The organism is Leptospira meyeri, from assembly GCF_004368965.1.
GTDB lineage: Bacteria > Spirochaetota > Leptospiria > Leptospirales > Leptospiraceae > Leptospira_A > Leptospira_A meyeri.
Window position 1 is genome coordinate 599863 of the sequence record NZ_SORO01000001.1, and the last position, 26271, is coordinate 626133.

Here is a 26271-nt window from a genome sequence, read left to right on the forward strand (position 1 = left end):
GGAAAGGACACTATATGAAAGATTTAGAAGGAAAAATTCACCTAGTTTCTAGCCTTCCCTTGTTCCGAGGCCTTTCACGAAAAGAAAAGGTTTGGGTGGCAGAATCCGTTCATATTGTCGAAGCAGAAAGAGAAGAAACACTATTTACGGCGGGTGACTCGGACCGAAGTTTATTTTTGATTCTTTCTGGTGGGATCAAACTTTTCCTCCCCAAAAAAGGGGAAGTGAAAAGAGAGGAGGAGGTTCAATACCTCAAAAAAGGAGAGTATTTTGGAATCCAATCCTTACTAACAGGAGAAAAACACAGCCATACAGCCGTTACCGTTAGTGAATCAAGATTTCTTGTTCTATCCCAATCAGGTTTCCAAAAGTTAATCCAAAAAATCCCTTATCTTTCTATTACGTTTTCAAAAATGTTAACAAAATCGTTGCGAAGTGAACTTCTCGGAGGACGAGAATTCTTTCGTAACTCAGTGGTTTGCCTTGTTCATTCGGATCCAATTGCTAAAGATCGAATAGCGAAGGAACTTGTGCAAACCATTGAAAAAGAATCTGGAAAAAAATCGGTTATCCTGCATTTCCAACAAAATGGCCAAGCGGAGAACCTTTATGTGAAATCATATAAATTTAAAGATTCAGATTCAATCAAAGAGACACTTGGAAAACATTATGCGAGTCATTCCTTTATTTTTTTAGAAGTTTTTCCGGAAACAGATGAAGAGCTAAAACGTCTGTTAATTGATGAAGCCGACCATATTGAAAACTTTGTATCTTTAGAAAAAAAAATAAATCTCTGCGATTCAATAACGAAAGAGTCGAAAGAAAACGAAATCCTTTATCACGAAACAAATATCAAAGATATTTTAGACCACGGGAAATGGGAAATTTTTATTCGAAGAAAAGCCAGAGAACTTTCTGGCGTAGAAATGGGTGTGGCCCTTGGCGGAGGTGCTGCCTTGGGTCTTGCGCAGGTTGGGATCATGAAAGTGTTGGAGGAGGAAGGAATCATTCCGGACATGATAGCAGGAACCAGTATCGGTGCTATCATTGGTGCTTTCTTCGCCAGCGGTCTTGGTTACAAAGGAATCTTACCGCTGCTTGGTGAGATTGATAGTATTTTTAAAATGTTCAAATTGGTAGATTTGTCTTTTCCTGGACAAGGCCTTCTTCATGGAAAACATGTCCGTTCCCTTCTTGAAAAGTATTTGGGAGATCTTTATTTTGAAGATTTACCGATCAAACTCAGGCTCATCAGTTGCGATATTTCGACAAGACAAGAAATTGTTCTTTCTGAAGGTAAGGTTTTGGATGCAGTGATGTCGAGTATTTCGATCCCTGGCGTATTTGTACCCCAACCCCAGGAAAATGGAAAAACGTATGTGGATGGAGGGATCGTCAATCCACTTCCCGTTTCTGCCTTAACCCATGAAGGTGTGGGGAAGATCATCGCTATCAATTCAATGCCTAGTTCGAAAGATGAAATGAAAACAAACAAACTTTTGAATTTGAATGTATTGGATATCATTGTGAATAGTTTGTATTCTTTGCAATACCGTATTGGAAAGTATAGTGCTCAGGAAGCTGATGTGTATCTAAATCCAATCTTACCAAACTCCAATTGGTTTGAATTCTGGCGGAGTGCGGAGTTCATCCAACTAGGGGAAACCGTGGCAAAAAGTTCCCTAGATGAAATCAAACAGTTGTTTAGCGAAAAAAACTAATCTCTATCTGGAGATAGGATTACTATGTTATAAGGATTTCTTTCATTCTTTTCTGATTCAGAAAGGGATTCAGAAAACCTAAGTGCTCCTGTAATCACAGTGCCCGTTGTAAGCCCCGCAAAAATTCCTTCCTTTTCGTAAAGATCTGCTTGTAGGTGTAGTGCCTCATCTTGGGTCACATGAAAGTAGTGATCGATGAGTTTTGGATCATAAACAGCTGGAAGTTGGATTCTTTCCCTTTCTTTTGGATTATCTGTTTTTCCATATTCCATAAACGGTGAGTTTTGTTTTCCAGCTATGATGACTTTGACCCGGCGGTCTTGGGATTTTAAATACCGACCAATTCCTGTAATGGCCCCACCAGAACCAGGAGCAGAAATCACAGCCCCCACCTTACCTTGCAAATCTCGCCAAATTTCAGGCCCAGTAGTTTTGAAATGAAAATTGGGATTTGCCGGATTAGATGCTTCGTCAGGAATCCACCCACCGAGTTTTTTAGCCTTTTCTTCAGCAAGGTCATACAAACGACTCAGGTCTCCTTCACCGGTAACAGTCACATCTGCGCCGTAACTTCGGAGCAATTGAATTCTTTCCGGTGCCGTATGAAGGGGAACCAAACAATAAACGGGATATCCTTTTACCTTGCCAATCCAAGTGAAACTGATTGATGATGAACCAGCACCAACAAGAACCACGCTCATTCCCTTTTTTAGTTTTCCTCTTCTTTCCGCATCGATGTACATCGCTATGGCAGTACGATCTTTGGCAGAACCAGTCGGATTTAAAAATTCAGCTTTTAAGTAAAATTGAACTCCAGAATACTCCGATCCAATTCGATTCAATCGAATGAGAGGAGTGTTTCCAATCAACTGTAGGATATTGTCATGAATGGGTTTGGCAACGGAAAGTTCCTTTCCAAAGATACCTTGTACGTTATTCAGTGCCTGTAAAAGGCTATTGCCTAGGTCATCGATGCCTTTGGAAATTGGATCTATCATTATTTTACTTTAATCAGTTCGACATCAAAAATCAAAGTGGAATTCGCAGGAATTGGACCGATGGCACGGGCTCCATACCCATATTGTGGAGGGATGGTAAGTTTTCGTTTTCCACCTTCTTTCATTCCCACAATGCCTCGTTCCCAACCTTGGATGACTTGGCCTTGGCCTAATTGAAAACTAAATGGTTCACCACGATCCACAGAAGAATCAAAAACTTTTCCATTTGTTAATTTTCCTGTGTAATGAACCACAACAGTTGTTCCGCGAATGGCCTCTCGCCCTAACCCCTGTTTGGTGTCTTGAATGAGAAGTTCGTCTGCGAAAAGACTGGCTGATAAAAATAAAAATCCGAGTAAAATTGAAAACCGTTTCATAGTGCGATTATACTGTTTTTGCATACAACCAGGGAACTTCTTTTTGGTTCTTTTCCTCAAATTTTTGGATAAAATCGGCCTTTTGCAGAGTCAGCCCGATATCATCAAGTCCATTCAGAAGGCAATGTTTGCGAAAGGCATCGACTTCAAATGGGTATTTTTTTCCCTCTTCCGTCACCACCACTTGGTTTTCTAAATCAATTTCTAAGTTTGCACCCGGTTTTTTATCAATGGCCAAAAAGATTTCTTCCACTTGGCTTTCAGATAATACAATAGGCAACATTCCATTTTTAAAACAGTTATTGTAAAAAATATCTGCATAAGAAGGAGAAATGATCGAACGAAATCCATAGTCTTCTAAGGCCCAAGGAGCATGTTCTCTGGAAGATCCGCAACCAAAGTTATCTCTTGTGACCAGGATATTGGCACCTTTGTACCTCTCCGCATTGAGAACAAATTCAGGATTTGGTTTTTTCCCCGCATCATCCAAAAATCTCCAGTCATGGAATAGATGTTGCCCGAACCCTGATCTTTCAATTTTGCGAAGGAACTGTTTCGGAATGATTTGGTCAGTGTCTACGTTTGCCTTATCCAAAAGGGCAGCGATTCCTTTTAATTTTGTAAATGCTTTCATCTTATTTCCACTCCCGAATGTCTACGAAATGACCTTCCACTGCTACGGCTGCCGCCATTGCTGGACCAACCAAATGAGTTCTTCCACCCTTCCCTTGTCTTCCTTCAAAATTTCTGTTGGAAGTAGAGGCGCAACGATCACCCGGCGAAAGAACATCATCGTTCATAGCAAGGCACATGGAACAACCTGGGTTTCTCCATTGAAAGCCAGCTTCTAAAAAGATTTTGTCGAGTCCTTCTTGTTCTGCCTGACGTTTTACACGACCAGATCCAGGAACAATGATGGCTTCCACTTCTTTACTAACTTTTTTTCCTTTGATGGTTTCGGCCACAACACGTAAGTCTTCGATCCGAGAATTGGTGCATGAACCGATAAACACTTTATTCACTTTGACATCAGATAGTTTTTGGCCTGGCTTTAAATCCATATAGGCAAGAGCAGATTCTGCAGATTTTTTCTGCACTGGATCATTAAAATCTGTTGGTGCAGGAACAGTTGCTGTGACAGGAATCACTTGGCCAGGAGAAGTTCCCTAAGAAACCATGGGAGCAATTTCATTTGCGTTGAGTACTACTGTTTTATCAAAGGTTGCACCTGCATCTGTGGCATAAGCTCTCCACTTAGCAGCTGCTACATCAAAAGCATCCCCTTTGGGGGCAAAGTCTCTTCCCTTGATATAATTAATCGTTGTATCATCAGGTGAAATGAGTCCTGCACGAGCTCCCGCTTCAATTGCCATGTTACAAATGGTCATACGTCCTTCCATACTAAGAGAACGAATGGCCTCTCCAGTAAACTCAATCACGTAACCGGTTGCTCCATCCGTTCCAATTTTACCGATGATAGCAAGAACAATGTCTTTTGCAGAAACAAGAGGAGACAGTTTCCCATCCACGCGGATTTCTAAGGTTTTTGGTTTTTTTTGCACCAGGGTTTGAGTCGCAAGAACATGCTCTACTTCGGACGTTCCGATCCCAAATGCCAATGCACCAAAAGCACCATGAGTGGCTGTGTGAGAATCCCCACATACAATGGTCATCCCTGGATGGGTGAGACCTAATTCCGGTGCCACCACATGGACAATTCCATTGTCAGGATGGTTGATATCAAATAATGTAATTCCATTTTCTTTACAATTGTCCATCAGCGTTTGCATTTGAAGGACAGAGATTGGATCCACAGATTTCCAATCACGAGTTCGTGTTGATACGTTGTGGTCCATCGTTGCAAAGGTTGCATCTGGACGGCGCACTTTTCTATTTGTTAATTTTAAACTTTCGAATGCCTGCGGGCTTGTCACCTCATGGACAAGGTGTCTATCAATATAAATAAGGCAGGTTCCATCTTCCTCGTGGACCAAATGGTCATTCCAAATCTTCTCAAACATGGTTTTCATAACTAGACTCCCCACTTCCAGTCATAACTCGGACATGGGGTAGTGTGTCCAGGGAATTTGAAAAAATAGAGGAGTTCTAAGGGGTTTGGATCGTGGCTCCGTCAACGTAGGTTCCAGAAAGTCCGCTGCAATGAGTTGCCGCAGTCCCCCCACCGCCACCAGTTTTGGGAGCAGTATAAACTCCTATGATATAACCAACTCCAGACTGAGTCACTTTGCAAGAACCAACGGCACTAGTCTCTGTACATTTGGCAGACTGTTTGGTTCCAGAAAGACAACTTGTTAAATACCCATAATAATTCTGGCAAACACCTGATCCCAAGTCGCAAGCAAATTTAAAAGTTTTGGTGGAACCACCATTCAATAGATCGGATAAGTCAGAATCAGAGATGGTTTGCACAGGAGTACCATCGGTTAACACAGTCAAAGGATTGGCAGTTCCACTTTCTTTTTGGTATAAGTAAATCAAATAACTACCAGCCTTAGTAAAAGTGATCACTGTGGCTGGGGAATCTACTTTCGAATATTCTGTTCCTTCTTTTGCCAGTGTGGCAGAAGACAAATCCAGAGGACAACTTGTAGATACATAAAGAGAAACTTTCGCATAACGAGAAAGTACGACTCGTGTACCAATTTGAGCACCAGCGATTTGCATGACTGCATAATATGTATCACCAGCCAGAGCAAAAGAAACAGATTGTGAAGTTGTTGTGATTCCCGTATAACCTGCTTTGATCTGGGTCCCAAGACCTGCGACAGTACATCCATTGGCTCCTGATTCTTTTGCAAGAAGGAGTGATGTGGTCGCATCGTTTTTGGAAGACTCACCAGAACATTGAACCAAAAATAAAAAGAGAACCAAAAGAATTACGAAAACTTTCTTTTTTGCTAGTTGCAACATACCTTTACCTTCCTCGAAACGACAGGATTGTTTTTCCAATTTGGATTTCATCCAAATTATGGAGAACTTTTGGACGAAGTAATTTCTTTCCGTTTAAGTATACACCGGTTTCCGATACGCAATCAAACAATATATACTTTCCTTTTTTGTTTTTTATTTTTGCATGAAGCCCGGCTACAGTGGGATCTGAAATTACCAAATGATTTGATTCCCAACTTCCAATGGTCACTTCATCAAACTGGAGTTGGAATGGATCTGTATTTTGGTTTCCTTCCCTTCGCATCAGAACAGCATAGGAGTACGCAGTTCCCGGAATTGATACCTTCTCTGCAATGGCAACGGCAATTTCTCTGTCGCGAGCTGCCCTCTCCAAAGTTTCCCCATACATCCGATCGTATACTTGCAATTCTTCTTTACGTTCAGAAAATTCAGAAACAAGAGAATGATTAGCGGAAGGTAGATTTTGGTTCTCTTTTTGGTTTGTTTCTTCAAACCCCCGTAAATAATACAAGGCAGCCAAACAAAGAAAAATGAGGAATAAACTAGCAGGAAAAAAAAATAAAGGGTCGGAGAGTTTTAGATACAACGAACGAAACAAAGAAAGTTCATATTGAAATTCAAATCGAATGCCCTGGTCGACAGAAACCAAATTTCCAAAAACTAAATTTGTTTTCCACTGAGAAAGTTTCCAAGGTGATTCATATACCAATTCAAAATCTGGCTGACCCAAACCTCTCAAATAAGAAAAAAGATCCGCATAACTGTCTGATTTGGTGATCGAATAATGTTTTCCATTCGCATAACTTGCAAGTTTGGTTGCCTCCAAAGAACTGGGAGCCAGAACAATGAGTTGCAAATTCTTTTCTCGAATGCGTTTGGCAAGTTCCGGAATTTCAAAACGGTCCTGCCATTCAGAGGCAAAACTGACAAAAACCAAAATATGATCTTCAGAAGATTGGTTTTCCTTTATACTTTCTAAAAAATTTTCCCAGTTCCGAATGGGATAAACAGGAGCCGGTTCTTTCGGAAATGGAAAAGAAATGTCCAAAACATTCGAACGAATTCTTTCAAAGGAATGTTTGTTTGTATCGGACTGGATTTGCAACTGAGTGGAACCACCACTTTGTTCCGATAGTTTTACCAATTGATTGGCCAATTGGATGATCCAACGTCTGTCCTGAGCATCCGTGTAACTCGGAATTGAAAGGTATAAGTGAATGGGATTTTTTGATTCTGTTTTTTCGAATCGAAAGGATTCAGTAAGCCTTCTGTTTAATTCCAATTGTTCAGAGAGAACAAAGCCATTTGGATCCAAAATTCCATTAGAATGGAATCGAATTTTTACTTCTGGATAGGAACGAATGTCAATCGATCGAAGTTTGAACCCTGGGTCAGCAGAAAGTACTGCCGGAAAAAGTATAGATAGAAAAAACCAATTACTGAAAGAGTAGAGATGCTTCCTTAAGTTGTTTTCCATATTCAGTTTTTGGCTCCAGGTTACCGTTTAAAACCGGAACGGTTTCAACAACTTCCCCTTGTTTCATTATCGTAACTTGAGAGGTCAGACTTTCGACGATCCGTAGCTCATGTGTAATAAAAACAACCGTCATCCCCATTTTTGCAAGGTTTCGGACGGTTTCTAGAACAATTTTTTCAGAAAAAGCATCAAGGCCCGTAGTAGGCTCATCCAAAACGAGGATCTCTGGTTTACGTAAAAAAGCAAGGGAAAGGAGAATCCTTTGTTTCTCTCCTCCAGATAAGGTTTTTGCGTATTTTTTCCAATGACTTCTGGGAATAGACAAACGATCCCAAATTTGAAACAGAGATTCAAAATGGACCGCATTCAATTTTGATAATTTAAAAAAATCCCTAATTTGTGCTTCGATGGACCGGAAAGGATGAAAGGCCCAATTAGGATTTTGTGGCACCATAAACAAATTAGAACCAAAATTAACAGTACGCACATCTTCGCCTAATACAGAAAAGGTCTGATAACTCAACTGGCAACCATCTGGAACCATGCCAAAAAGCGAAAAACCTAAGGTTGATTTTCCTGACCCCGACTCTCCGATCACTCCATACACAATGCCTTTTGGAATTTCCAAAGAAATTCCATTCCAAATCTTTTGCCCATTCTTAGTTTCAATGGTCGCATTTTTGATTTGGACAGCAGAAAATTCAGTCGAGCCCAAAGAGTTCCTTTTCTATGATACTGCAAAGAATATGGCCAATCAGGATATGACATTCTTGGATTCTAGCAGTAACCTTAGATGGCACAATGATTTCCACATCCCCTTTTCCTTTTAGTTTTCCGCCATCTCCACCTAATAATAAAACGACCTTCATTCCGATTTTTCTAGCTTCTTCTACCGCCAAAACAATGTTTTGCGAATTTCCAGAAGTGGTTAGGCCCACAAAAACATCTGACGGTTTTCCAAATGCCTGGACTTGTCTTTGGAATACATATTCATAACCATAATCATTAGAACAAGCGGTAAGAACAGCTTGGTCACTGTTGAGAGCAAGGGCGGGAATGGCTTTTCTCTCATTACCCGACTTATAACGAACCACAAGTTCTGCTGCAATATGAGAGGCATCACAACTCGAGCCCCCATTTCCACAGAAATACAATAATCCATTTTGTCTGAGTGACTCTGTCAGGAGTTTACCCGCAGTTTCAATAGAAGGCAAAAGTCCAGGTAATAAACTTTGTTTTACGGCAATTGAATCTTCGATTTGTGTTTGGATGAGCGATTTATGATCCATGTTTTTGTTCTTTGTCCCTTCTTTCTTTGATGGCATTCACTGCATTTCCGAACTCGATCAGTGCAGACCCAAATCCATAAAAGTTTTTGGCTTTTGAATAGGGATTATTTTGGTCTGTGTTCCCAAGATTCAGATAGAATAATTCGTCTCTTACTAGTTTCTTTTGTCTTTCCGTAGCCACGGACTCAAAAAAAATCCGACATTCTTCTCCTATGGCAAGCATCGCAAGTGCCATTGCATTTGGTTTCATAAGTAAAATTAATTGTTCTTTCCAAAATCGTTCAAAGGAGAAAACAACTCTCCAGTCTTCCTGAGGTGCATCAGTCTCCAAAAATAAATCTGTTTTGGGAACAGAAAGAGCTTGTAACAATCCATCCACACGAGAGAGATCTTTGGACAAACTTTTGTTTAATTCCCCTTCATCCACAAACAAAACACCGGCCCATTTATCTTCTTTATTTTTATATAAGTGGTTACCCGTTACGAGAATCAAAGAGTAGTCTTCCCCTTCCGCTCGAAACAATTTATCGTTAGTTTTTGTTAAGCGAAACTTTGGTGATTCTAAAACAATACCCGTTGTAATTTGTTTGGTACGAAGTTTTTTTTTCCAATTTTCAATGGCTACGGCCCATTCCATGGGAAACGATTTTGGTTCCTTTTTCCTTTTGGACGGATCTTGTTCTTCTAATTTTCCACTGGATCGAAAAAGGTTCAAAAACCAGCCAAAGAAACCCTTCTTAGATGGTTTTTTAGTTTTTGCCATATTCTTTTCTAATATTGGACGGTCTTTCGATCTGTTTTCGGTCTAGTTCATATAATTTTGCATATTTTAAAAAGGTTGAAAAGGAGGAAGCAATGGCAATCCAAAGTCCAGGAATTCCATCCAAAAACCCAAATTTAAAAATATAAATTTCGATAAATTTTCCGAAGGGTTTGAAAATAGTTTTGAAAAGAGAAAACCTTTCTCCTTTCGCATAACGAGTATAAGCAACAATACTCGAGAACTGATTGATAGTTGTGATTTGGTGACTAAAATCAGTAAAACTATAATGAAGGATATCTCCCTTCATGACTTTCCCAATTGAACCCGGTTTTAATTCTATATAGTCATGTGGGTTTTCACCGACCCAAGTGGCGGCATTTTTCTGAAAAAGACGAAATCTACGTAGCGGATACCAACCACTAAATCGAATCCACCGACCCAAATGAAAAGTGAGCCTTGCAATTTTAAACCCGTCGGCATTGACTGACTCGGATTCTAAAAATAACTCGATAGACTGGATTAGAGTTTTATTAGCACGTTCATCTGCATCAAGCGATAGAATCCAATCATTGGAACAAAGGCCAATGGCTTTGTTCTTTTGTTCCACATGGCCGGGAAATGGAGATTCAAAGAATTTTACTTTGGAAAAGGAAGTTGCAATTTCTTTAGTACGGTCAGTACTCAATGAATCCAAAACAATGATTTCATCGGCAACTGACTGTACGGATCGGATACAATCCCCGATATTTTTTTCTTCATTGAAGGTGATGATGGCCACCGACAATTTTCTTTTTCTCTTGCCTTCCATAGGAGTTAAAACCTATTCTGAGAACCAAATATGATTGGGAAAGAAACATTTCATAAGATTTCTGTCGTTTTTCTATACCTTTTTTTTACACTCTCCCCCTTTTCGATTAGCCTTTGCCAGATTTTTGCTGGCGTCTCCCTTTTCTTTTTATTTTTGGACAAAATTATAAAACGGAAATTTCCCCATTTCGAATCCCAAATCCTTTTTTGGATCCTTCTCTATTTAAGTTTTCTCGTCACACCGACTCTGCATTGGGAAGAAACCAATTGGAAACTAACTATCTTAAAATCTGAGTTTGGTGATGTGTGGATGGGATTTTTGTTATTACACCATTCAAATTTATCCAATTTCGAAAAAACGAAACTAAAAAAAGCGTTAATGATTGGTGCTCTGTTTCTCATTTTATCCGGTTTGGTATCATTACTTTCTCCCTACAGACTTGCTCCTTTTGTGATGGATGGATTTCAATATACCGAAGGAAGACGACTGCCTCACCTGCTCGCCAATTATATGGGAAAATTCCCTCTCTATTTGCCTATTGGTTTCCAAAGCACTCATCTAACGTATGGCGGGTTACTTGCTCTTTATCTCCCGTCTGTTTTAGAAAGGTCTTTTCGTATTTTAAAAATAAATAAACAAACTTCAAAGTTTCGTTTTTTTCTTATTGGATTTATCATTTTGTCTTTAGCTGGAATCCTTTTACTTTTTCTCAACCAAAGTCGTTCGATTTGGTTTGGACTCTTTTTTGGAATCTTTCTGGTTTCCTTCCAGAAAAGGATTTCTATTAAAAAATACTTACCGACTCTTGTTTTGGGAGTTTTGGCAGGTGCCAGCATCCTCTATTTGGTTTATCAATACAATTGGCTTTTTCAGAGAGCCATCGATGATTTATTCGCTAAACGATCGTTAGAGAACCAAAGGATATGGATTCATAAAATGAATTTTGCAATTCTAAAAGATTCTTATTTTTTTGGAATTGGATCAGGGAATTATACAAATGAATTTATCAGACAAGCGAAAACATTAGTAAACAATCTACCCGAATTGTATTATGATTTGTATATCACACCAAAGTCACATGCCCATTTCGACTTTTTACATTTTTGGATTTTGGGAGGGTTTCTCTCTGGTTTTTCTTTCCTCTATTTTTTATATCGAGAAACAAAACTCATTTTAAATGCAGGTAAACATACTGTTTTCTTTTTAGGTTTTTTTGCCATTGTATTTGCCGGTAGTTTCCAATGTTTTCTGTTAGATGATGAAGTTTTGTTGCCTTTTTTGGGGATTTTATGTTTACTTCCTTTCTCCAAAAATAAAAAAAATATCCAAGATTCTTTAACAGTTAGAAAGCAGACCAAAATTTTTGGAATGATTCCTTTTTGGATTCTACTTTCCTGTTTAGGGGCTTTCTATTTAACAAAAACTCCTAATAAAGATCTTTTTTTACACCGAACTCGCACAGAACATAACTTCCCCGATCCAAAGGCACAATCGTCAATCAACGGGAAATTACAGGTCGCTTTGCCAGATGGAACCAAGGAACGATACTTCAAACTCGCAGGATGTTTGGATCACAATTCTAACTTTAATGAAACGCACCAAGTCAGAGTGGCACCAATTTTTTTCAAAATCCATTGGGAAGAAAATCAAAAGGGAAATCTACCCGATACTCTTACTCTAGAAATTCGGAAACGAGAAAGCTTCGACCAAGACAAAGAATACAAGGTCCAATCGGAACGAATTGTAAAAATAGAAAGTTATCGAAATACAAAACAAATCCAAAAGATCCAAGTCTATCCTAAGGAATATTTGGGAGAGGGACTAGAGTTTATTGATTTTGGATTTAAGTATACTTGGAAGGAAGGAAAACCGATTCTTCCCAGAATCGAAATTTCAGGGAACTGTGATTAGATCTGTGGGGGGTCGCCCTGCTTAAAAGAAAAGATGTATTGAATCTAGTTTGGTTTGATTAGAAAGTCCTGAGGGAAGCGCATCTGCCTTCCTGGCCTTTCGATCTTAAGCCTGTCCTACTCGCGACTCCAGACATCCTGTCCTCAGAAAAATGGCTTCGCAACTCGTCCACCCTTGGCCTTACGGCCAACTTCGCCTCAGGCTTTTATGATGCCTTTGCGGAGTAGCTACCCATTTTTTCGCTCGTAGTCATTCGATTTCTATACCTGGAGCGGGAATCGAACCCGCACGGGATTACTCCCACAGGATTTTAAGTCCTGTGTGTCTACCAATTCCACCATCCAGGCGAATCTATCGTGAAAAGGCGTCGGCCGGATTCGAACCGGCGGTCAAGCTTTTGCAGAGCCATGCCTTACCACTTGGCCACGACGCCAATCGTGACTTTGGATAGGCTAAAATACGAAGGCCTGGTGTCAAATGGAAACTAAAATTCACTTTTCATCGGATTGTAACATTTCTCTAAAAATTCAAATTGCATAAGCTTTTGGAAAGGATGGGCTGTAAATATGAACCGAATGACTTTTCTCACTGTATCCATTCTTTTGATTGTTTCTCTCAATTCTTATGCAGACACGGTGAAAGTGAAAGCAACCAAAGAGGTGCTGGAGAATGTAAAAACATCTTCTCCGACCGCCAATTATGTTTTGGTAGAATCAAAAGACGGCACCAAACAAGCGTTTAAGAAGACTGCTGTAGATGTTGTCTCTCTCCCCGTAGAATGGGGAACTCCTAAAGAGGAAGAAAAACCTGGATTTTTTGGGTCCCTATTTGCTTCCAAAGATACCAAAGAAGAAACAAAAACAGAATCGCCAAATCCTGAAGAACCAAAAGAAAACCCTGAAAACCAAAGTTTTTTCAAAAGAAAACTTCCAGAATTGGCAATGGGCGGAATGGTTCTCCTTTGGTTTATACTTCCTTAAACTTTCTTCTAAATTTTTTTTTAGAAAGAACCTAACTTATTCCCACTCAATGGTCCCCGGTGGTTTGTGGGTAAGATCGTATAATACCAAAGAAATTTGTGGCAATGCTAACAATTCTTTGGTGATACTTTCCAAAATCTTTCTGTCCATCTCGTAAAAATTAGCAGTCATTGCTTCTGTTGATTCCACTGGTCGTAACACTACCCCATAAGAATTTTCACGTAAACCCACAGGAACAAGGACCACTGGCATTTGCCAGATAGAAGTATGAATGGACTCTTCATAGAGGATTCGGTTCACAATCGCATCCGCCTCTCTTAAGATATCCGAGTGCTCTTTGTCTAGGGTCAGTTTGGTATAATGAAATACTCCCGAGAAACTAGGAATCCCCGGTGCAAAAACCACACGATTGATTTCCTTTTTGAAATTGGTAATCTCTACTGCACACTCATCCAATTCCTTCCAGTTTGTTGTAAAATCATTTAACACGGCACAGTGGGCATAACTTCTTTGGTCCCCTTGGACCCCGACAGAAAGAATCGGTAAAATTTTAACCTCTGCTTTTTTTCCAGCAAGGGCCAAATCAGAAAAATCGAGGATTGGTGGTTTAGTCTCAGGACTTGCAATCATTCTTACCACAAGGCCCGGACCAGGGAAAGGATGCCTTTCGATCCAACGTTCCGGTAGGCCAAGAAGCCTTCCGAGTTCTCTCACTTCATCCTTGTACAAATCGGCAATGGGTTCGATGATTTTCCCTTCTTGGATGAGTTTTTCAATCTGTGGGACACGGTTGTGATGGGTTTTGATTTTATGAGAATGTTTGGTTCCCCCTGATTCGATGGTGTCGGGGTAAATGGTTCCTTGGCCTAGAAGCCAATGTTCCGAATCCAATCCTAAAGAATCAGTGGCTTTACTTTGTGCTTCTAAGAATAGATCTCCAACGATTCGGCGTTTTTTTTCTGGTTCAAATTCGGATTCTAAGTGTTTGTAAAAGATCTGACTTTCATCCCAAATGGTGAGATCAAAACCAACTTGGTGGAGGTTGTCCATAAGATCTTTCACTTCATTTTTACGCATAAAGCCCGTATCGACGAGGAGTCCTTTGACCCGATCTTTCCCAAGAGCTTTTGCTAGAAGTAAATAAGCAACAGAAGAATCCACTCCACCTGATACGAGCAAAAACACATTTTTACCTGGGGGGACTTTCTTTTGTAACTCAGAGATTTGTTCTTCCAGAAACTGAGAAATACTCCAACTGGCACCTGCATTACAAAGATTCACAAAATTTCGAAGTAAAACTTCCCCTTCTTCGGAATGAGTGACTTCCGGATGGAATTGGATTCCAAATTGTTTTTTAGACTCATTTGAAACAAACGCATAACGACAATTATCCGAAGAAGCGACAATTTTGAAACCATCTGGCATCCGAACCACTTCATCACCGTGACTCATCCAAACTTTTGTTTTAGAAGAAAGGGATTTTGAAAGTAGAGAATCTGGATTTTGAATTTCTAAAATAGCAGGGCCGTATTCTTTTGAATTGGAAGAAACCACCTCACCACCGAGAGCCTTCATTAAAAGTTGGTGACCATAACAGATTCCTAGAATGGGAACAGAAGTTTTAAAAAATCCATCTGGTAGAAGTGGGGCACCCTTCTCATACACGCTACTGGGGCCACCTGATAGAATGATTCCAGCATAGGACTCATAGACAGATAAAGGTTCTTCGTTGGAAAGAATTTCCGTATAGGCACCAAGCCTACGAATTCGGGATGCGATGAGGTGAGCGTATTGACCGCCGAAATCGACGACTGCAATTTTTTTATCACTTTTCATGGGATGATTCCAAAATAATTTTGCAATTGTCGGGGTAAACAAATGTCGGAAAAAAAATCAGAATCTTCTTACGAGGACAAACAAGACCATATCCCGTCCTGGAAAACCCCGGAAATCGAGTGGTTTGCCAATGTTTATGCCGGAAAAGAATACAATATTGAATTTACTATCCCAGAATTTACTGCCGTTTGTCCCAAAACAGGTCTACCCGACTTTGGTTCTATTTTTATCGAATACATTCCTCGGGATCGCTGCGTAGAACTCAAATCGCTGAAAGAATACATGATGTCCTACCGAAATGTGGGAATTTTCCATGAAAATGTGGTGAACAAAATCCTCGAAGATTTTGTTCAAGCAGTGGATCCCCTATATGTAAAGGTGGTGGGAGATTACAATGTTCGGGGTGGAGTCAAAACAATCGTTAGGCGAGAGTATAAAGCATAAATGGAAAACCTGATTGGCTACATTGCTGCCTTTTTAACTACTGTTTCATTTCTTCCGCAAGTGTTACGAGTTGTCATGACCAAACAAACCCGAGACATCAGCCGCAATATGTACATCATGTTTTTTGTGGGTGTACTTTTGTGGTTTGTATATGGAGTTTTAAAATCTGATTTTCCCATCATTCTCGCAAATTCGGTCACCATATTTTTTGTATCGATCATTTTATATTATAAACTCAAAACAGAGGAAAACATATGAGAAAAGCTTATGTAGACAAAGACAATTGTACTTCTTGTAACCAATGTGCAGATAATATGCCGAAATACTTTATGATGGACGAGGATGATGTTTCCCAAACTCATATCGGGGGTGAGTCAATTAACGATGCAATGATCCCAGATGAAGATGAAAAAAAGGTGCAAAAGGAAATGGATGAATGCCCAGGGGAATGTATCCACTGGAAAAAAAATTAATTTAAACCTTTAAACATTCATCCAATCATACAGTTTTGGGAATTTTTCTTCTAAATAATCGACGTCCTCTTCTCGACTAACAAGGTAAAGTTGATTCTCGAAACTCCGACAATCCTTTTGATTCGTATACAATGATGTTTTTTTTTCAAGTAAATACGTAGGCAAAACAGAAACACCGCACCCGAGTTCCAAAGCAGTCCGGATATCATGAAGATTCGGTAAAACGGAATACTCTTTTAATTTCGGCCGAGAATCAAAATTCACCTTCCAAAACCTTCGAACAATCGCAAAGTCTTCGCTATACACAAACCAGTGTTGGTTTTCCATCCAAGTTTTGATCATTTCGATTTTGGGTTTGTTTTCTCCCCGAAATGGAAAATTCGCCTCAGAACTGATGGGTTTTGACGCAACAAAAACAAATTTTTCACTGTATAATTCTTCTAACAAAATTCCCGGAACATTTAACTTTTGATTGGTGATGACTAGATCGATTTCCTTTTTTTCCAAAGAATCCAAAAGTTCGGGAGGATGACCATATTGAACATGAAATCTTTCCCTCGATGCAGAAAGATTCGGCAAAATTTTCTCTAAAAAAATCTCTTTGGCGGATCCAATCCTAAACTTACGAATATTTTCTTTCGGTTTCCATTGCCCCTCCATTTTTTCTAATTCTTCGATTGGGCCTGCGATTTGAACATACAACCGTTTGGCGGCATCAGTGGGAATTAAATCCCTAGATGTACGGCGAAATAGAACTTCTTTTCTATGCCTTTCCAAAGACTGTAAATGCAAACTGAGTGCCGGTTGGGACAAACCAAGGATTTTTCCTGCTTTGGTCAAATTCCTCTCACGATAGATACAATAAAAACTTTGGTACAATTCGATCGGATTCATTTTGATTTGATATTAATTTTATAATACCTAACAATAAGCACCATCATTATTCTAATAACTTGTTTCCCTTGTCTAAAAAATCAGGTAGGGAAAATTTTTCCCAATCACAGGTATTTAGAACCTGCAAACAAAGCGAGGACCCAATGAAAAAAGTATTATTTGTATTAACAAGCCACGGAGAAAAAGGGAACGCCGGTTCCACTGGTTACCATTTGGGAGAAGTAGCTCACCCATGGAAGGTCTTACACGATGCCGGTGTGGAAATGGATTTGGTCAGCCCGAAAGGGGGTGAACCTCCTGTGGATGGATTTGATTTGGAAGATGCTGCCAACAAAGAATTTTGGAACCATCCCCTTTACCGGGAAAAACGAATTCATACCAAGTCTCCAAAAGAAATTAAGGCAAGTGACTACTCTGCCATTTATTTTGCTGGCGGACACGGGACCATGTGGGACTTTCCAGACAACGCAGAACTGCAAGGCCTCACAAGATCCATCTATGAATCAGGTGGGATTGTGGGAGCCGTTTGTCACGGTCCCTCGGCCCTCGTCAATGTCACTTTGTCCAATGGTTCCAAACTGATTGCGGGAAAACGAGTGAATGGATTTTCCAACGAAGAAGAAGAAATCGTGAAACTTGAAGGAGTGGTTCCTTTTCTTTTGGAAGACAAACTGATCGCTGCCGGTGGTCAGTATTCCAAATCAGCACCTTGGAACTCTCATGTAGAAGTAGACGAAAGGCTTGTGACAGGACAAAATCCGCAATCGGCAAAAGCTGTTGGGGAGGTCATTCTTAGTTTATTAAAAAAATAAGAACCACCGTTTCGCAAGAATTTGTTTTTTTAATCAGGGTTTTGTGGAAACACGAGGCCCTTTGTTTTTTTTCTCCTTAAGACCTAACATATCTTTGGCAATTCCAAATACATCTTTTACCGATTGGAACCGGTGTTTTTTTCCCGTTGGGTCATACACAAATCCAATGGTTTTCATCTCAGGGTTCGCATTCCAATACCCATGTCCATGAATCTTTGTTTGTGACTTTGTAAACACTTCCCCTTTTCTGGTTCCACTAAAAAACATAGATTGCGAAGTCCGTAAAAGTCCCAGGGCACTAGGATGGATTTTCTTTTGAAGGCAACAATTCTCCTCGTCTTCTGAGGTTTGCTTTATTTCTTCGCCTAACAAAACACTAGTGGCAGAAACCCACTCCGCTCCTGGACAGGCCAAAAGAATTTCCGAAACAAGGGATTGGATTTCCGAGTCAGTAAATTTTGCATTCGCACCGGGTAAAAGGATGGCGGTTCCTCCGGAACTTTTAAAGGTGAGATGAAAACTTCCCTCTTCATCCCGAATGTATCCTTTTTGTTTTAAAACCACATTCGGTGCGCAAACAACATCGGCAGAATGAAACCCGTGATCAGATACAATCACAAGTCCCGGACCTTTGGGTGAAAATGCTCCCACAGACTGTAAAAAATCAAAAATGGCTTTGTCCAATTCCAAAAGTCGGGAAAGGGCTTTTTCCGATCCTGGCCCAAACCCATGGTGGTTGGTATCCAAATCCGTAGTGTATACAAACATCAGATCCGGTTTTTTATTTTGAAAGAGCCAAGTGGCTGTTTTTAATTTCACTTCATCTTTTGAGACGTCATTTAACGGAGCTCCTACCGCAAGTTCCGCTTCTTTATGGAGATTCTTTGTGGAAAGCACACGAAGGAGTTTGTCATCCTCTGGGATTTTTTTTCTCCAATATTGGGGAAGATTCCAATCAATATTTGCGCCCACAGTGACAGGCCAAAACACATTAGCAGTGGTTTTGCGATTCTCCCTTGCCAAATCCCAAAGTGTTGGACTAACGATGTCTTCGGTATACCACATCCATCCCCCATCATTTTTCTCAAAAGGATCGGACAAGGTATTGTTAAAAATTCCATGTTCTGCCGGATCTTTACCCGTCACCATAGAGGTATGTGCCGGATACGTTACCGAAGGATTCACTGTGGCAATTTCAGAAACTCCATACTTTTGGAAGATTTCACTTAGATGGGGAAAATAGGAATGGTATTTGGGATCAGATACGTAGTAAGCAGGAAATCCATCGATAGAAAGAACAATGGTTTGGCGAATTTTTTTGGGTTGGCTCGCATTTTTTTTCCATGGTTTAGTGGATTTTGCATCTAAAGACTGAAAAACAAATAGAAGCAAAAGGAATCCAAAAGTCAAAAATGGATATTTCCTGATTTGTTGAGAATTAGAAATACCTACAATCGTTCTTCCATTGAAAAAGTTTTTGTCCGGGCAGTTATGGAAACACCTGCTTACATAAACTGAGGATTTTCCAAAAGTGGACAACAACACTTCCCGAGGACTTTTTATTCGCATAAATCCTGTTTAGCGAATCAATTTAGTATTCTTGTTCCGATCTAGTGGAGCAAGGAGTTCGTCTGGAATGTCTTCAATGCTATCACCAATTTGGATGGCAAGGCGGTTCCCTACACGACCCGGTGTGGCCTTAAACTTACTACGATCTCCCACCTTTACCATAAGGTCGGTTTTGATCGGAGTGTTTTCTAATTTGATCACATCGCCTACATGTAAATTCATCAGATCATTCAGAGAGATGTCCACACTTCCCACTTCGGAAATCAGAGGGATTTTCACTTGGTCGAGTCGCTCTTGGATGACGGCACGGTTTTCGTCCACTTCCCCTTTACGAATCGAGGAATACCAGTACTGCGCAGAAAGTTTATTGATGATTGGTTCAATGGTGATGTAGGGAATACAAAGGTTCGTCATCCCTTCCACTTCTCCCACTTTGGTTTCGAGGGTAATTAATACCACCATGTCATTAGGGGGAACTACTTGGGCGAATTGTGGGTTCGTTTCAATGTTTCCAAGTCTTGGACGTAAATCAATTACCGTAGACCAGGATTCTCGTAAGTTTCCAAGAATTCTGACGATAATCCCTTCCATTACAGACAACTCAATATCAGAAAGTTCCCTATTGACTTTGGAAGACTCCCCCTTACCACCAAACAGACGATCGATGATGGTGAAGGAAATAGACGGGTCAATTTCTAAAATGGCAGACCCGCGAAGAGGGTCCATATTGATCACAGCAAGAGTTGTGGGATTGGGTATGGAACGAATGAATTCTTCGTAGGTCAACTGGTCTACTGAAGCCACGTGCACCACAACAAGAGCTCGTAACTGAGCAGATAAACCAGTGGTTGCCAGACGAGCAAAGGTCTCGTGCATCATCTGGAGTGTACGAATTTGGTCTTTTGAAAATTTATCAGGACGTTTGAAGTCGTAGATTTTGACTTTCTTTTGTTCCCCAACTGATGAGTATTCATCCTCTGACACTTCGCCCGAGGAGATGGCATTTAACAGGGCATCAATTTCGTCTTGGGAAAGGATTTCCGTCATTTTTTTACCTTTACGAGTAAGTTTTTAATCTGCCAAAATCCAACTCGGCTTCCTTCTTCTTGTCGCAAGGTGTATATATATTCGTACCTTGTTTTGAACCGACCCATCATTCTTTCTACATAGACCTGGACTCTTGCATCCCGTTTGGAAGGATAATCCACATTCATCACTTTAAAGTATTTTAAAACACCGGAGGGTGTCTCCGTCAAATACTCTTTGAAATCTTCAATGATTGTTTCGCGTTCCCCGAGACCTGCTTCGGTATAGGCACTGCTATAACGATCATATGCCAGAATATATTCAGAAAAATCGATCCACTTAAAATGGTATTCCCAACGTTTCTTCATTTCCGCTCCCAGAAAAAGGAAAATGGTCTCTTCTGGAGAAAGACCACCATTTTCCGTAATTTGGCGGGTAACGGTTTCCCTTCTTTCCGCTTTGGAATTTTGAAATAAGAACCCCACTGTGTTTTGCGAACGAAGGAAAGCTGATTTATCTTCCGTATAATTGGGATAAAAGTAACCAGTTACATAGAATTTTTGATCTGGTAGAAAGCTATAATGTTCATCCAGATAAATAGTTTTGGAAAAGGATTCGTTCCGGTGGAGGCTCACTTCTTTATTTTCATCACCCACCAAATTGACAATGGTGGTTCTTCGTTTGAGAATCGGATCAGGAAACTCGGGGTCTTCGATAGGAGTGAGGATACGATCATTTTCATCTTTCACAATGATTTGGAATGAATAACGAAAATCAAAGGAAGGAAAAATTCGAACCACTTCTTTTCCCGTATTGGTCACAGTGAAGGTAAGCGGAACTCTTTCTCCCGCTTGGTAACTTCGTTTCGTTAGGGAAAGGCTGATTTTAGACTGCAGAGAGACAAAATTATCAATTCGTTCTCCCCTGGCATCTCGGTCAGGAAATGCATAAAGAGAATCTACCAAGAGAATTCCTAAAATCACCAAATTTCGGAGAGACCGCATACAGTTTAAGATTTCGGCAAGATTTGGTTTTTTCGAAAGAATTTTTAGGACATAAAAGTGACTAACCAGCACCCATTTTGGCTTCTTCCAAAATGTAATCAGCAATGCGGATGAGCCTTGTCATCACTCCACCGAGTTTTTTATACTGGTAATAGTTTTCCCTTTGTTTGTCTAAATGGGGTTCTACAAGGGCTACCGTTTTGGAAGAAACTTTAAGGTTTTTGATCTCGTTTTCAGTGACACCATAAAGGTTGGCTTCAGAAACAAAACGATTTAATTCCTTCACCAAACTTTCATCCGTAAGATCTTGGATTTCGAATACCTTTTCAATTTTTAAGATAAAGTCAGTTAATGTTCGTTTGATCTTAGATTCTTCTTCAGTGGGCCGACGTTTGGAAGTCACTTGGTTTAAGGATTCGTATCTTTCGAGTGCTGTTTCATACAGTTGGCTCATTTTTGATTTTTGACCCAAAATGAAACTGATAAAACTAAGGAGTCCCACAAAGGTATCGGGGTAACGATTGATTCCCCCGATTTCATCGAGTGCATTCGCAAAGGCTTCTTCATTATGCGGTATGGTCATAATGAATTTTAACACCGGCTCCACGGAGGATCCGGATGTGTATTTTTGAATGACTTCGATGCCTTCTAAGTAGTTCATTGGCGTTTGTCGATGATGACAACCTTACGGATGGTTGTCTGTAGATTCCCTTTTTCAATGATTCGGTCAAGTACATCGTATCCGGAAACTAAAAATCCAAAGACAGTGTGGAGTCCATCGAGATGGGGAGTGTCCACTTGATTGATAAAAAACTGGGACCCATTGGTATTCGGACCGGCATTCGCCATGGCCAAGGCACCGCGAACGGCTCTTTTACTTGGTAGGACTTCGTTGTATCGGTAACCCACTCGGTGTAACACTTCCAGAACAGGTAATTCCATCGCTTCTTGGTAGGCTTTTTCTACCTCAGTTCGTTTTTCTTCGAATTCTGCTCTCGATTGGATTTTGAATTCTGCAAGGACCGCTCGTTGGAGTTGGGATTGGTATTGTGGTGCGTCTTTGATTTTGACCTTATCAAGTCCAAGAGCCTTTCCGTTGATTTCATCTTCTATCTGAAACCCTGGCCCACCAGTTCCGTCTCCCCTGGGACAACCACCTTGCGCCATAAAATTTTCGATAACACGATGGAATTTGAGGCCATCATAATATGGCCTTCTTTCTGAGCCTTTGTCTGTTTTGAATTCTTTTTCGCCTTGTGCCAAGTCGATAAAGTTTTGCACCGTTTTGGGTGCAGCTGTATCATAAAGTTCTAAAACCAAATCCCCAGCCGTGGTTGTAAACACTGCATAAATGGCCGGTTTATCTGGCAACTTGACCGAAGTGACATCCTGACGTTTGACAATCACTTTGGATGGTGAATAAGATACTGGTTCATAAGTGATTTTTTTAAACGTTTGGTCACTACAGAAAACGGTTTGGGTTAAAGCCAAAAAGGAAAAGGCAAAAAAAGAAAGTTTGTTCATTACACTCGATTTCATATTTATTTTTTACCTTTGGATTCTATCGATTTTAGCCTTTTGGTCAATTCGTTTACCTTTGCTTTGGCTCGTTTGATTTGTTCTTTTTGACGAGGAAGAGCGGTTCCTCCCATCACATCTTTTTTGTCACAAGAGGTTTCTAGAGAAATGGCCGCCGCATACCCAGGATCAGTGAGTACCGCATGGATTTGACCCCGTTCGCCACTAGGAATCGTAAACAAATCATACCCTTTCGACGAGCAATGTTTTACGAGCTCCCCCACAATTTCATGGGCAGAACGGAATGGAATACCCTTCGCACTGACAAGCCAATCCGCAAGGTCAGTTGCCGTGGAAAATCCAGAACGAAGGCTACGGGTAGCATTCTCTGGAAAAACCTGTATCCCAAGAACCATATCTCGTACTCCTTCGATACTCAGTTTAACCTGTTTGACAGTATCAAATAACGGCAGTTTGTCTTCTTGGAAATCTCTGTTATACGATAAAGGTGTTCCCTTTACCATCACTAGTAAATGAGTGAGGCTTCCCACCACGCGACCTGCTTTTCCTCGGATGAGCTCGGCCACATCTGGATTTTTCTTTTGAGGCATTATGGATGAACCTGTGGTCAAGTGGTCAGGCAGTTTGAAATAACTAAATTCTTGAGACGTGTATAAAATGATCTCTTCACAAAAACGAGAGACATGGATCATAAATTGGGAAGCTGCAAAAAGGAACTTAAAGATATGGTCCCTTTGGCTGACTGCGTCCATTGAATTTTCAGAAATCCGAGAAAGAGACAAATCCTTTCTCATAAAGTCCCGATCCGTGGCATAATTAACACCCGCAAGTGCACCAGAACCTAAAACCAATTCATCTGCCCTTTCATACGCATCTAAAAAATCTTCGAAGTCCCGAACATTGGCCCAAAAATGAGATAAAAAATAATGAGAAGCGCGAATGGGTTGGGCAATCTGGAGATGAGTATAACCTGGAATAATTGTTTTTGTATGGGCCTCTGCTTTTCCAATCCATGCAGTAAGTAAGTCCAACAGTAAAACCAAAATCGATTCTACTTCTGCCTTGATATACAAACGTACATCCTGTGAAACTTGGTCATTGCGACTGCGTCCAGTATGGAGTTTTTTTCCCAAATCTCCCAAAAGCTCTGTTAGGCGAGATTCAACGGACATATGAATGTCTTCGTTTTCAATTTTGAATTCAAATTTTCCAGAATCGATTTCTTTTTTGATCTGCCCAAGTCCCGTTTCAATTTTTCGTTGTTCGGATTCCGTAAGGATACCAATCCGTTTTAGCATTCTGGAATGAGAGATAGAACCTTCGATATCATGCGCATATAGTTCTTTATCAAAACTAATCGACTCACCAATTCGAATCATAAGAGAGGAAGGTGGTGCGTCAAATCGTCCACCCCATAATTTTTTCTCTTTCATTCCGAATCCTCACTAAAACGATCCGACCATTGTTTTAAGACTTCTTTATCTTTTTCAGTTAATCTGGCACTTGGGTGTAACAGAAGATAGTCTTTGGGAGGCATCTCCCCTTCATCGACTTGTTCCCAAATTTCATAGATTTTTTTATTTTGTTTTTTTTCAGCAAGAAGTCCAAACTCAGAAAAATTCAATTCATCTCTCCCTTCTTCGACATGATGAGAAATGAGTAAGGATGCCGGAAAAATATAAGAGTATGGGGGCCAAACTGTTTCATTAGAGTGACAATCGTAACAACTACGCCTCAGGATTTCTTTGGTCTCAGCACTTGTTTGAATCTCCGCTGTGACTGGAGGATTTGAGCGGTTGATGGGAAAAAATTGGAGGATGAGAAAGACTCCGACTAAGATGAGGAAAATTCGTTTCACACAAGACAGGTTCTAACCCTTCCTCCGAAATCAAAGTATTATTTTTCTTGCCTTTGCTTAGAATCCATTGATCCTAATCTTTAGAGGTTTCTTTTGGATTTTATTTTCGCAAACTCACCCTACGTCTGGATTTTTCTTGGGCTCACACTATTATTTTCGGAATTCCTTTTGCCCGGAACTTTTGTGATGTTTTTAGGAATCGGAGCCATTTTTACGGGAATTCTGGCACGACTTATGCCAATGGAATTTTATACCCAAGTGATTGTATGGGTGCTATCGAGTTTAGTTTCCATCCTTGTGGGAGGGACTTTTGTAAAACGATTTTTTAAATCAGAATCTTCTGTAGATCCCTTTGTCAAAGATGATTTTTTAAACCAAATTGTGCCTGTGGAAATGGATATTTTAGTGCAGAGGCATGGAGGAAAAATTCGATTCCAAGGTACCCTTTGGGATGCTGTTTCGAATGACTCCAAAATCACGAAAGGGAACTATGTTCGAATTTTGTCTCGGGAAAATCTGACTTTTACTGTCGAAAGAGTGGATTCATAAACAAAAGATTTCATTTTTTTTTCAAAAGATTCAAAAAACCCTTTTCTCTTTTTCCTCATCTCATATGGTCAAACGTCACAAAGGAGAAACTATGGGCGCGACCGTCATTGTTGTATTTTTGGTCATTGTTTATATCATCAAAAAGACAATCATCATTGTTCCAGAACAAAGTGTTTATGTTAAAGAAAGATTAGGTGTATTGAATGGGGTTTTAAAATCGGGATTTTATTTTATGATTCCGTTTGTAGACCAAATACGTTATCGCCAAAATCTAAAAGAACAAACCATCGATATTGATCCGCAAGTTTGTATCACAAGGGATAACGTATCCGTAGAAGTGGATGGAGTTTTGTATTTAAAAGTCATCGATGGGGAAAAAGCATCTTATGGAATCGATAACTTTATGTTAGCAACGACTCAGCTTGCTCAAACCACACTTCGTTCTGAAATTGGAAAATTAATTTTTGATAACTTACTTTCGGAAAGAGATGAAATCAATGGACGAGTGGTATCCAACATTGATCGAGCGACTGATCCTTGGGGAATCAAAGTCACAAGATACGAAATTCGAAATATCACTCCACCCAAACAAATCCTCCTCGAGATGGAAAACCAAATGAAATCCGAAAGGGAAAGACGAGCTGAAATCACTATCTCCCAAGGAGAAAAGGAAGCCCGGGTGAATCATTCTGTGGGAGAAAGACAAGAATCGATTAATATTTCCGAAGGGGAAAAAATCCGATTGGTCAATGAAGCGGATGGAAGAGCACAAGAAATCACTCTGATTTCCAATGCCACAGCAAAAGGTTTACAACTCATCTCCGAAGCCATTAGTAAAAAAGGTGGGAAAGAAGCAGTCAGTTTACAAATCACCCAGGAATATTTGGATGCTCTCGGTCAAATTCTGAAGACTTCGAAAACCACAGTGGTTCCCGAAACACTCGCTAACATCGGTGGAGTGTTTGAAGGCCTTTCAAAAATCACAACCAAAATCCCTCAGGTAGGAGAATAG

The 26271-nt window shown here is 40.2% G+C and carries 26 protein-coding genes, 2 tRNA genes and 2 pseudogenes; 9 read left to right on the forward strand and 21 right to left on the reverse strand.

Annotation, left to right across the window (positions count from 1 at the left end):
- Positions 1 to 14 precede the first annotated feature (14 nt).
- The gene (locus tag CLV96_RS02835) at positions 15 to 1721 is read left to right on the forward strand and encodes a cyclic nucleotide-binding and patatin-like phospholipase domain-containing protein (RefSeq protein ID WP_004789005.1); all 1707 of its coding nucleotides are present in this window, start codon (positions 15 to 17) and stop codon (positions 1719 to 1721) included.
- Here the strand turns inward: CLV96_RS02835 and CLV96_RS02840 are convergent.
- From CLV96_RS02840 to CLV96_RS02885, 10 genes and pseudogenes are all read right to left on the reverse strand, one after another.
- Positions 1718 to 2719 (reverse strand): PLP-dependent cysteine synthase family protein, encoded by a 1002-nt coding sequence (locus CLV96_RS02840; RefSeq protein WP_004788932.1) that lies wholly within the window; start codon positions 2717 to 2719, stop codon positions 1718 to 1720. The genes CLV96_RS02835 and CLV96_RS02840 overlap by 4 nt on opposite strands.
- Positions 2719 to 3096, reverse strand: coding sequence for an FKBP-type peptidyl-prolyl cis-trans isomerase (locus tag CLV96_RS02845; protein ID WP_004788445.1), 378 nt, complete (start codon positions 3094 to 3096; stop codon positions 2719 to 2721). Before CLV96_RS02845 ends, CLV96_RS02840 begins: the two co-directional genes overlap by 1 nt.
- A 7-nt stretch (positions 3097 to 3103) precedes the next feature.
- The gene (gene leuD, locus CLV96_RS02850) at positions 3104 to 3730 is read right to left on the reverse strand and encodes a 3-isopropylmalate dehydratase small subunit (protein WP_004788606.1); all 627 of its coding nucleotides are present in this window, start codon (positions 3728 to 3730) and stop codon (positions 3104 to 3106) included.
- 1 nt (position 3731) lies between these two features.
- A pseudogene (gene leuC / locus CLV96_RS02855) lies at positions 3732 to 5126 on the reverse strand (3-isopropylmalate dehydratase large subunit).
- Positions 5127 to 5202: 76 nt separating this feature from the next.
- Entirely contained in the window at positions 5203 to 6027 is an 825-nt protein-coding gene (locus tag CLV96_RS02860; RefSeq protein WP_004788356.1) for a hypothetical protein, read from the reverse strand.
- A gap of 4 nt (positions 6028 to 6031) precedes the next feature.
- A complete protein-coding gene (locus CLV96_RS02865) occupies positions 6032 to 7504 on the reverse strand; it encodes an FHA domain-containing protein (RefSeq protein WP_004789274.1) in 1473 nt (490 codons plus the stop codon).
- Positions 7464 to 8219, reverse strand: coding sequence for an ATP-binding cassette domain-containing protein (locus CLV96_RS02870; RefSeq protein ID WP_004789037.1), 756 nt, complete (start codon positions 8217 to 8219; stop codon positions 7464 to 7466). Before CLV96_RS02870 ends, CLV96_RS02865 begins: the two co-directional genes overlap by 41 nt.
- Positions 8206 to 8793, reverse strand: coding sequence for an SIS domain-containing protein (locus tag CLV96_RS02875; RefSeq protein ID WP_004788859.1), 588 nt, complete (start codon positions 8791 to 8793; stop codon positions 8206 to 8208). Before CLV96_RS02875 ends, CLV96_RS02870 begins: the two co-directional genes overlap by 14 nt.
- Entirely contained in the window at positions 8783 to 9556 is a 774-nt protein-coding gene (locus CLV96_RS02880; protein ID WP_004788780.1) for an LBBP_01157 family protein, read from the reverse strand. Before CLV96_RS02880 ends, CLV96_RS02875 begins: the two co-directional genes overlap by 11 nt.
- Entirely contained in the window at positions 9543 to 10364 is an 822-nt protein-coding gene (locus tag CLV96_RS02885; RefSeq protein ID WP_004788308.1) for a glycosyltransferase family 2 protein, read from the reverse strand. Before CLV96_RS02885 ends, CLV96_RS02880 begins: the two co-directional genes overlap by 14 nt.
- A 30-nt stretch (positions 10365 to 10394) precedes the next feature.
- Here CLV96_RS02885 and CLV96_RS02890 point away from each other — a divergent pair, with 30 nt between their 5' ends.
- Positions 10395 to 12275: an O-antigen ligase family protein gene (locus tag CLV96_RS02890; protein ID WP_004788728.1), complete on the forward strand. Its 1881-nt coding sequence runs from the start codon at positions 10395 to 10397 to the stop codon at positions 12273 to 12275.
- Positions 12276 to 12538: 263 nt separating this feature from the next.
- Here CLV96_RS02890 and CLV96_RS02895 read toward each other — a convergent pair.
- Positions 12539 to 12622: transfer RNA gene (locus tag CLV96_RS02895), tRNA-Leu, on the reverse strand.
- A 15-nt stretch (positions 12623 to 12637) separates the two neighbouring features.
- A tRNA-Cys gene (locus CLV96_RS02900) sits at positions 12638 to 12708 on the reverse strand.
- A gap of 133 nt (positions 12709 to 12841) precedes the next feature.
- Between CLV96_RS02900 and CLV96_RS02905 the strand changes: the two genes are divergently transcribed.
- Positions 12842 to 13255: an LIMLP_04285 family protein gene (locus CLV96_RS02905; protein WP_004788379.1), complete on the forward strand. Its 414-nt coding sequence runs from the start codon at positions 12842 to 12844 to the stop codon at positions 13253 to 13255.
- Between the two features lie 36 nt (positions 13256 to 13291).
- On the opposite strand, the gene guaA is transcribed toward CLV96_RS02905, so the two are convergent.
- Complete coding sequence (guaA, locus tag CLV96_RS02910) at positions 13292 to 15091, reverse strand: glutamine-hydrolyzing GMP synthase (protein ID WP_004789239.1); 1800 nt, start codon at positions 15089 to 15091, stop codon at positions 13292 to 13294.
- A gap of 42 nt (positions 15092 to 15133) precedes the next feature.
- Here guaA and queF point away from each other — a divergent pair, with 42 nt between their 5' ends.
- From queF to CLV96_RS02925, 3 genes are read left to right on the forward strand one after another with little or no spacing between them, the layout of a single operon-like run.
- Entirely contained in the window at positions 15134 to 15535 is a 402-nt protein-coding gene (queF, locus tag CLV96_RS02915) for a preQ(1) synthase (RefSeq protein ID WP_004789052.1), read from the forward strand.
- Positions 15536 to 15793 carry a SemiSWEET transporter gene (locus CLV96_RS02920; RefSeq protein WP_004788618.1) on the forward strand — a complete coding sequence of 86 codons (258 nt, stop codon included), beginning with the start codon at positions 15536 to 15538 and terminating at the stop codon, positions 15791 to 15793. It begins immediately after the preceding gene.
- On the forward strand, positions 15790 to 16008 hold the full coding sequence (locus tag CLV96_RS02925; RefSeq protein ID WP_004788939.1) for a ferredoxin: 219 nt from the start codon (positions 15790 to 15792) through the stop codon (positions 16006 to 16008). Before CLV96_RS02920 ends, CLV96_RS02925 begins: the two co-directional genes overlap by 4 nt.
- Positions 16009 to 16017: 9 nt before the next feature.
- Here the strand turns inward: CLV96_RS02925 and CLV96_RS02930 are convergent, their stop codons facing one another.
- On the reverse strand, positions 16018 to 16902 hold the full coding sequence (locus CLV96_RS02930) for a LysR family transcriptional regulator (RefSeq protein WP_004788441.1): 885 nt from the start codon (positions 16900 to 16902) through the stop codon (positions 16018 to 16020).
- 143 nt (positions 16903 to 17045) lie between these two features.
- On the opposite strand from CLV96_RS02930, the gene CLV96_RS02935 reads away from it, so the two are divergent.
- On the forward strand, positions 17046 to 17714 hold the full coding sequence (locus CLV96_RS02935) for a type 1 glutamine amidotransferase domain-containing protein (protein WP_004788704.1): 669 nt from the start codon (positions 17046 to 17048) through the stop codon (positions 17712 to 17714).
- 33 nt (positions 17715 to 17747) lie between these two features.
- Here CLV96_RS02935 and CLV96_RS02940 read toward each other — a convergent pair whose 3' ends face one another.
- The 7 genes and pseudogenes from CLV96_RS02940 to CLV96_RS02970 all read right to left on the reverse strand — a co-directional run bounded on the left by CLV96_RS02940 (position 17748) and on the right by CLV96_RS02970 (position 24710).
- The gene (locus CLV96_RS02940; RefSeq protein ID WP_004788492.1) at positions 17748 to 19124 is read right to left on the reverse strand and encodes an alkaline phosphatase family protein; all 1377 of its coding nucleotides are present in this window, start codon (positions 19122 to 19124) and stop codon (positions 17748 to 17750) included.
- A 181-nt stretch (positions 19125 to 19305) separates the two neighbouring features.
- A pseudogene (gene fliM / locus CLV96_RS02945) lies at positions 19306 to 20330 on the reverse strand (flagellar motor switch protein FliM).
- On the reverse strand, positions 20327 to 21313 hold the full coding sequence (locus CLV96_RS02950; protein ID WP_004788469.1) for a hypothetical protein: 987 nt from the start codon (positions 21311 to 21313) through the stop codon (positions 20327 to 20329). The pseudogene fliM and the gene CLV96_RS02950 overlap by 4 nt, the downstream one beginning before the upstream one ends.
- A 61-nt stretch (positions 21314 to 21374) precedes the next feature.
- Positions 21375 to 21974 carry a hypothetical protein gene (locus CLV96_RS02955; RefSeq protein ID WP_020777614.1) on the reverse strand — a complete coding sequence of 200 codons (600 nt, stop codon included), beginning with the start codon at positions 21972 to 21974 and terminating at the stop codon, positions 21375 to 21377.
- The gene (locus CLV96_RS02960; RefSeq protein ID WP_051012820.1) at positions 21971 to 22837 is read right to left on the reverse strand and encodes a peptidylprolyl isomerase; all 867 of its coding nucleotides are present in this window, start codon (positions 22835 to 22837) and stop codon (positions 21971 to 21973) included. Before CLV96_RS02960 ends, CLV96_RS02955 begins: the two co-directional genes overlap by 4 nt.
- Before the next feature lie 17 nt (positions 22838 to 22854).
- Positions 22855 to 24285 carry an argininosuccinate lyase gene (gene argH / locus CLV96_RS02965; protein ID WP_004788811.1) on the reverse strand — a complete coding sequence of 477 codons (1431 nt, stop codon included), beginning with the start codon at positions 24283 to 24285 and terminating at the stop codon, positions 22855 to 22857.
- The gene (locus tag CLV96_RS02970) at positions 24282 to 24710 is read right to left on the reverse strand and encodes a heme-binding domain-containing protein (protein WP_004788925.1); all 429 of its coding nucleotides are present in this window, start codon (positions 24708 to 24710) and stop codon (positions 24282 to 24284) included. The genes argH and CLV96_RS02970 overlap by 4 nt, the downstream gene beginning before the upstream one ends.
- A 93-nt stretch (positions 24711 to 24803) precedes the next feature.
- On the opposite strand from CLV96_RS02970, the gene CLV96_RS02975 reads away from it, so the two are divergent.
- Both CLV96_RS02975 and CLV96_RS02980 read left to right on the forward strand, forming a co-directional pair.
- Positions 24804 to 25259: an NfeD family protein gene (locus CLV96_RS02975; protein WP_004789060.1), complete on the forward strand. Its 456-nt coding sequence runs from the start codon at positions 24804 to 24806 to the stop codon at positions 25257 to 25259.
- A 91-nt stretch (positions 25260 to 25350) separates the two neighbouring features.
- A complete protein-coding gene (locus CLV96_RS02980; RefSeq protein ID WP_004789303.1) occupies positions 25351 to 26271 on the forward strand; it encodes an SPFH domain-containing protein in 921 nt (306 codons plus the stop codon).

Bases quoted from the DNA above. Each gene is read 5' to 3' on its own strand.
- CLV96_RS02835 (WP_004789005.1), top strand. From the start codon at position 15: ATGAAAGATTTAGAAGGAAAAATTCACCTAGTTTCTAGCCTTCCCTTG.
- CLV96_RS02840 (WP_004788932.1), bottom strand. From the start codon at position 2,719: ATGATAGATCCAATTTCCAAAGGCATCGATGACCTAGGCAATAGCCTT.
- CLV96_RS02845 (WP_004788445.1), bottom strand. From the start codon at position 3,096: ATGAAACGGTTTTCAATTTTACTCGGATTTTTATTTTTATCAGCCAGT.
- leuD (WP_004788606.1), bottom strand. From the start codon at position 3,730: ATGAAAGCATTTACAAAATTAAAAGGAATCGCTGCCCTTTTGGATAAG.
- CLV96_RS02860 (WP_004788356.1), bottom strand. From the start codon at position 6,027: ATGTTGCAACTAGCAAAAAAGAAAGTTTTCGTAATTCTTTTGGTTCTC.
- CLV96_RS02865 (WP_004789274.1), bottom strand. From the start codon at position 7,504: ATGGAAAACAACTTAAGGAAGCATCTCTACTCTTTCAGTAATTGGTTT.
- CLV96_RS02875 (WP_004788859.1), bottom strand. From the start codon at position 8,793: ATGGATCATAAATCGCTCATCCAAACACAAATCGAAGATTCAATTGCC.
- CLV96_RS02880 (WP_004788780.1), bottom strand. From the start codon at position 9,556: ATGGCAAAAACTAAAAAACCATCTAAGAAGGGTTTCTTTGGCTGGTTT.
- CLV96_RS02885 (WP_004788308.1), bottom strand. From the start codon at position 10,364: ATGGAAGGCAAGAGAAAAAGAAAATTGTCGGTGGCCATCATCACCTTC.
- CLV96_RS02890 (WP_004788728.1), top strand. From the start codon at position 10,395: ATGATTGGGAAAGAAACATTTCATAAGATTTCTGTCGTTTTTCTATAC.
- CLV96_RS02905 (WP_004788379.1), top strand. From the start codon at position 12,842: ATGAACCGAATGACTTTTCTCACTGTATCCATTCTTTTGATTGTTTCT.
- guaA (WP_004789239.1), bottom strand. From the start codon at position 15,091: ATGAAAAGTGATAAAAAAATTGCAGTCGTCGATTTCGGCGGTCAATAC.
- queF (WP_004789052.1), top strand. From the start codon at position 15,134: ATGTCGGAAAAAAAATCAGAATCTTCTTACGAGGACAAACAAGACCAT.
- CLV96_RS02920 (WP_004788618.1), top strand. From the start codon at position 15,536: ATGGAAAACCTGATTGGCTACATTGCTGCCTTTTTAACTACTGTTTCA.
- CLV96_RS02925 (WP_004788939.1), top strand. From the start codon at position 15,790: ATGAGAAAAGCTTATGTAGACAAAGACAATTGTACTTCTTGTAACCAA.
- CLV96_RS02930 (WP_004788441.1), bottom strand. From the start codon at position 16,902: ATGAATCCGATCGAATTGTACCAAAGTTTTTATTGTATCTATCGTGAG.
- CLV96_RS02935 (WP_004788704.1), top strand. From the start codon at position 17,046: ATGAAAAAAGTATTATTTGTATTAACAAGCCACGGAGAAAAAGGGAAC.
- CLV96_RS02950 (WP_004788469.1), bottom strand. From the start codon at position 21,313: ATGCGGTCTCTCCGAAATTTGGTGATTTTAGGAATTCTCTTGGTAGAT.
- CLV96_RS02955 (WP_020777614.1), bottom strand. From the start codon at position 21,974: ATGAACTACTTAGAAGGCATCGAAGTCATTCAAAAATACACATCCGGA.
- CLV96_RS02960 (WP_051012820.1), bottom strand. From the start codon at position 22,837: ATGAACAAACTTTCTTTTTTTGCCTTTTCCTTTTTGGCTTTAACCCAA.
- argH (WP_004788811.1), bottom strand. From the start codon at position 24,285: ATGAAAGAGAAAAAATTATGGGGTGGACGATTTGACGCACCACCTTCC.
- CLV96_RS02980 (WP_004789303.1), top strand. From the start codon at position 25,351: ATGGGCGCGACCGTCATTGTTGTATTTTTGGTCATTGTTTATATCATC.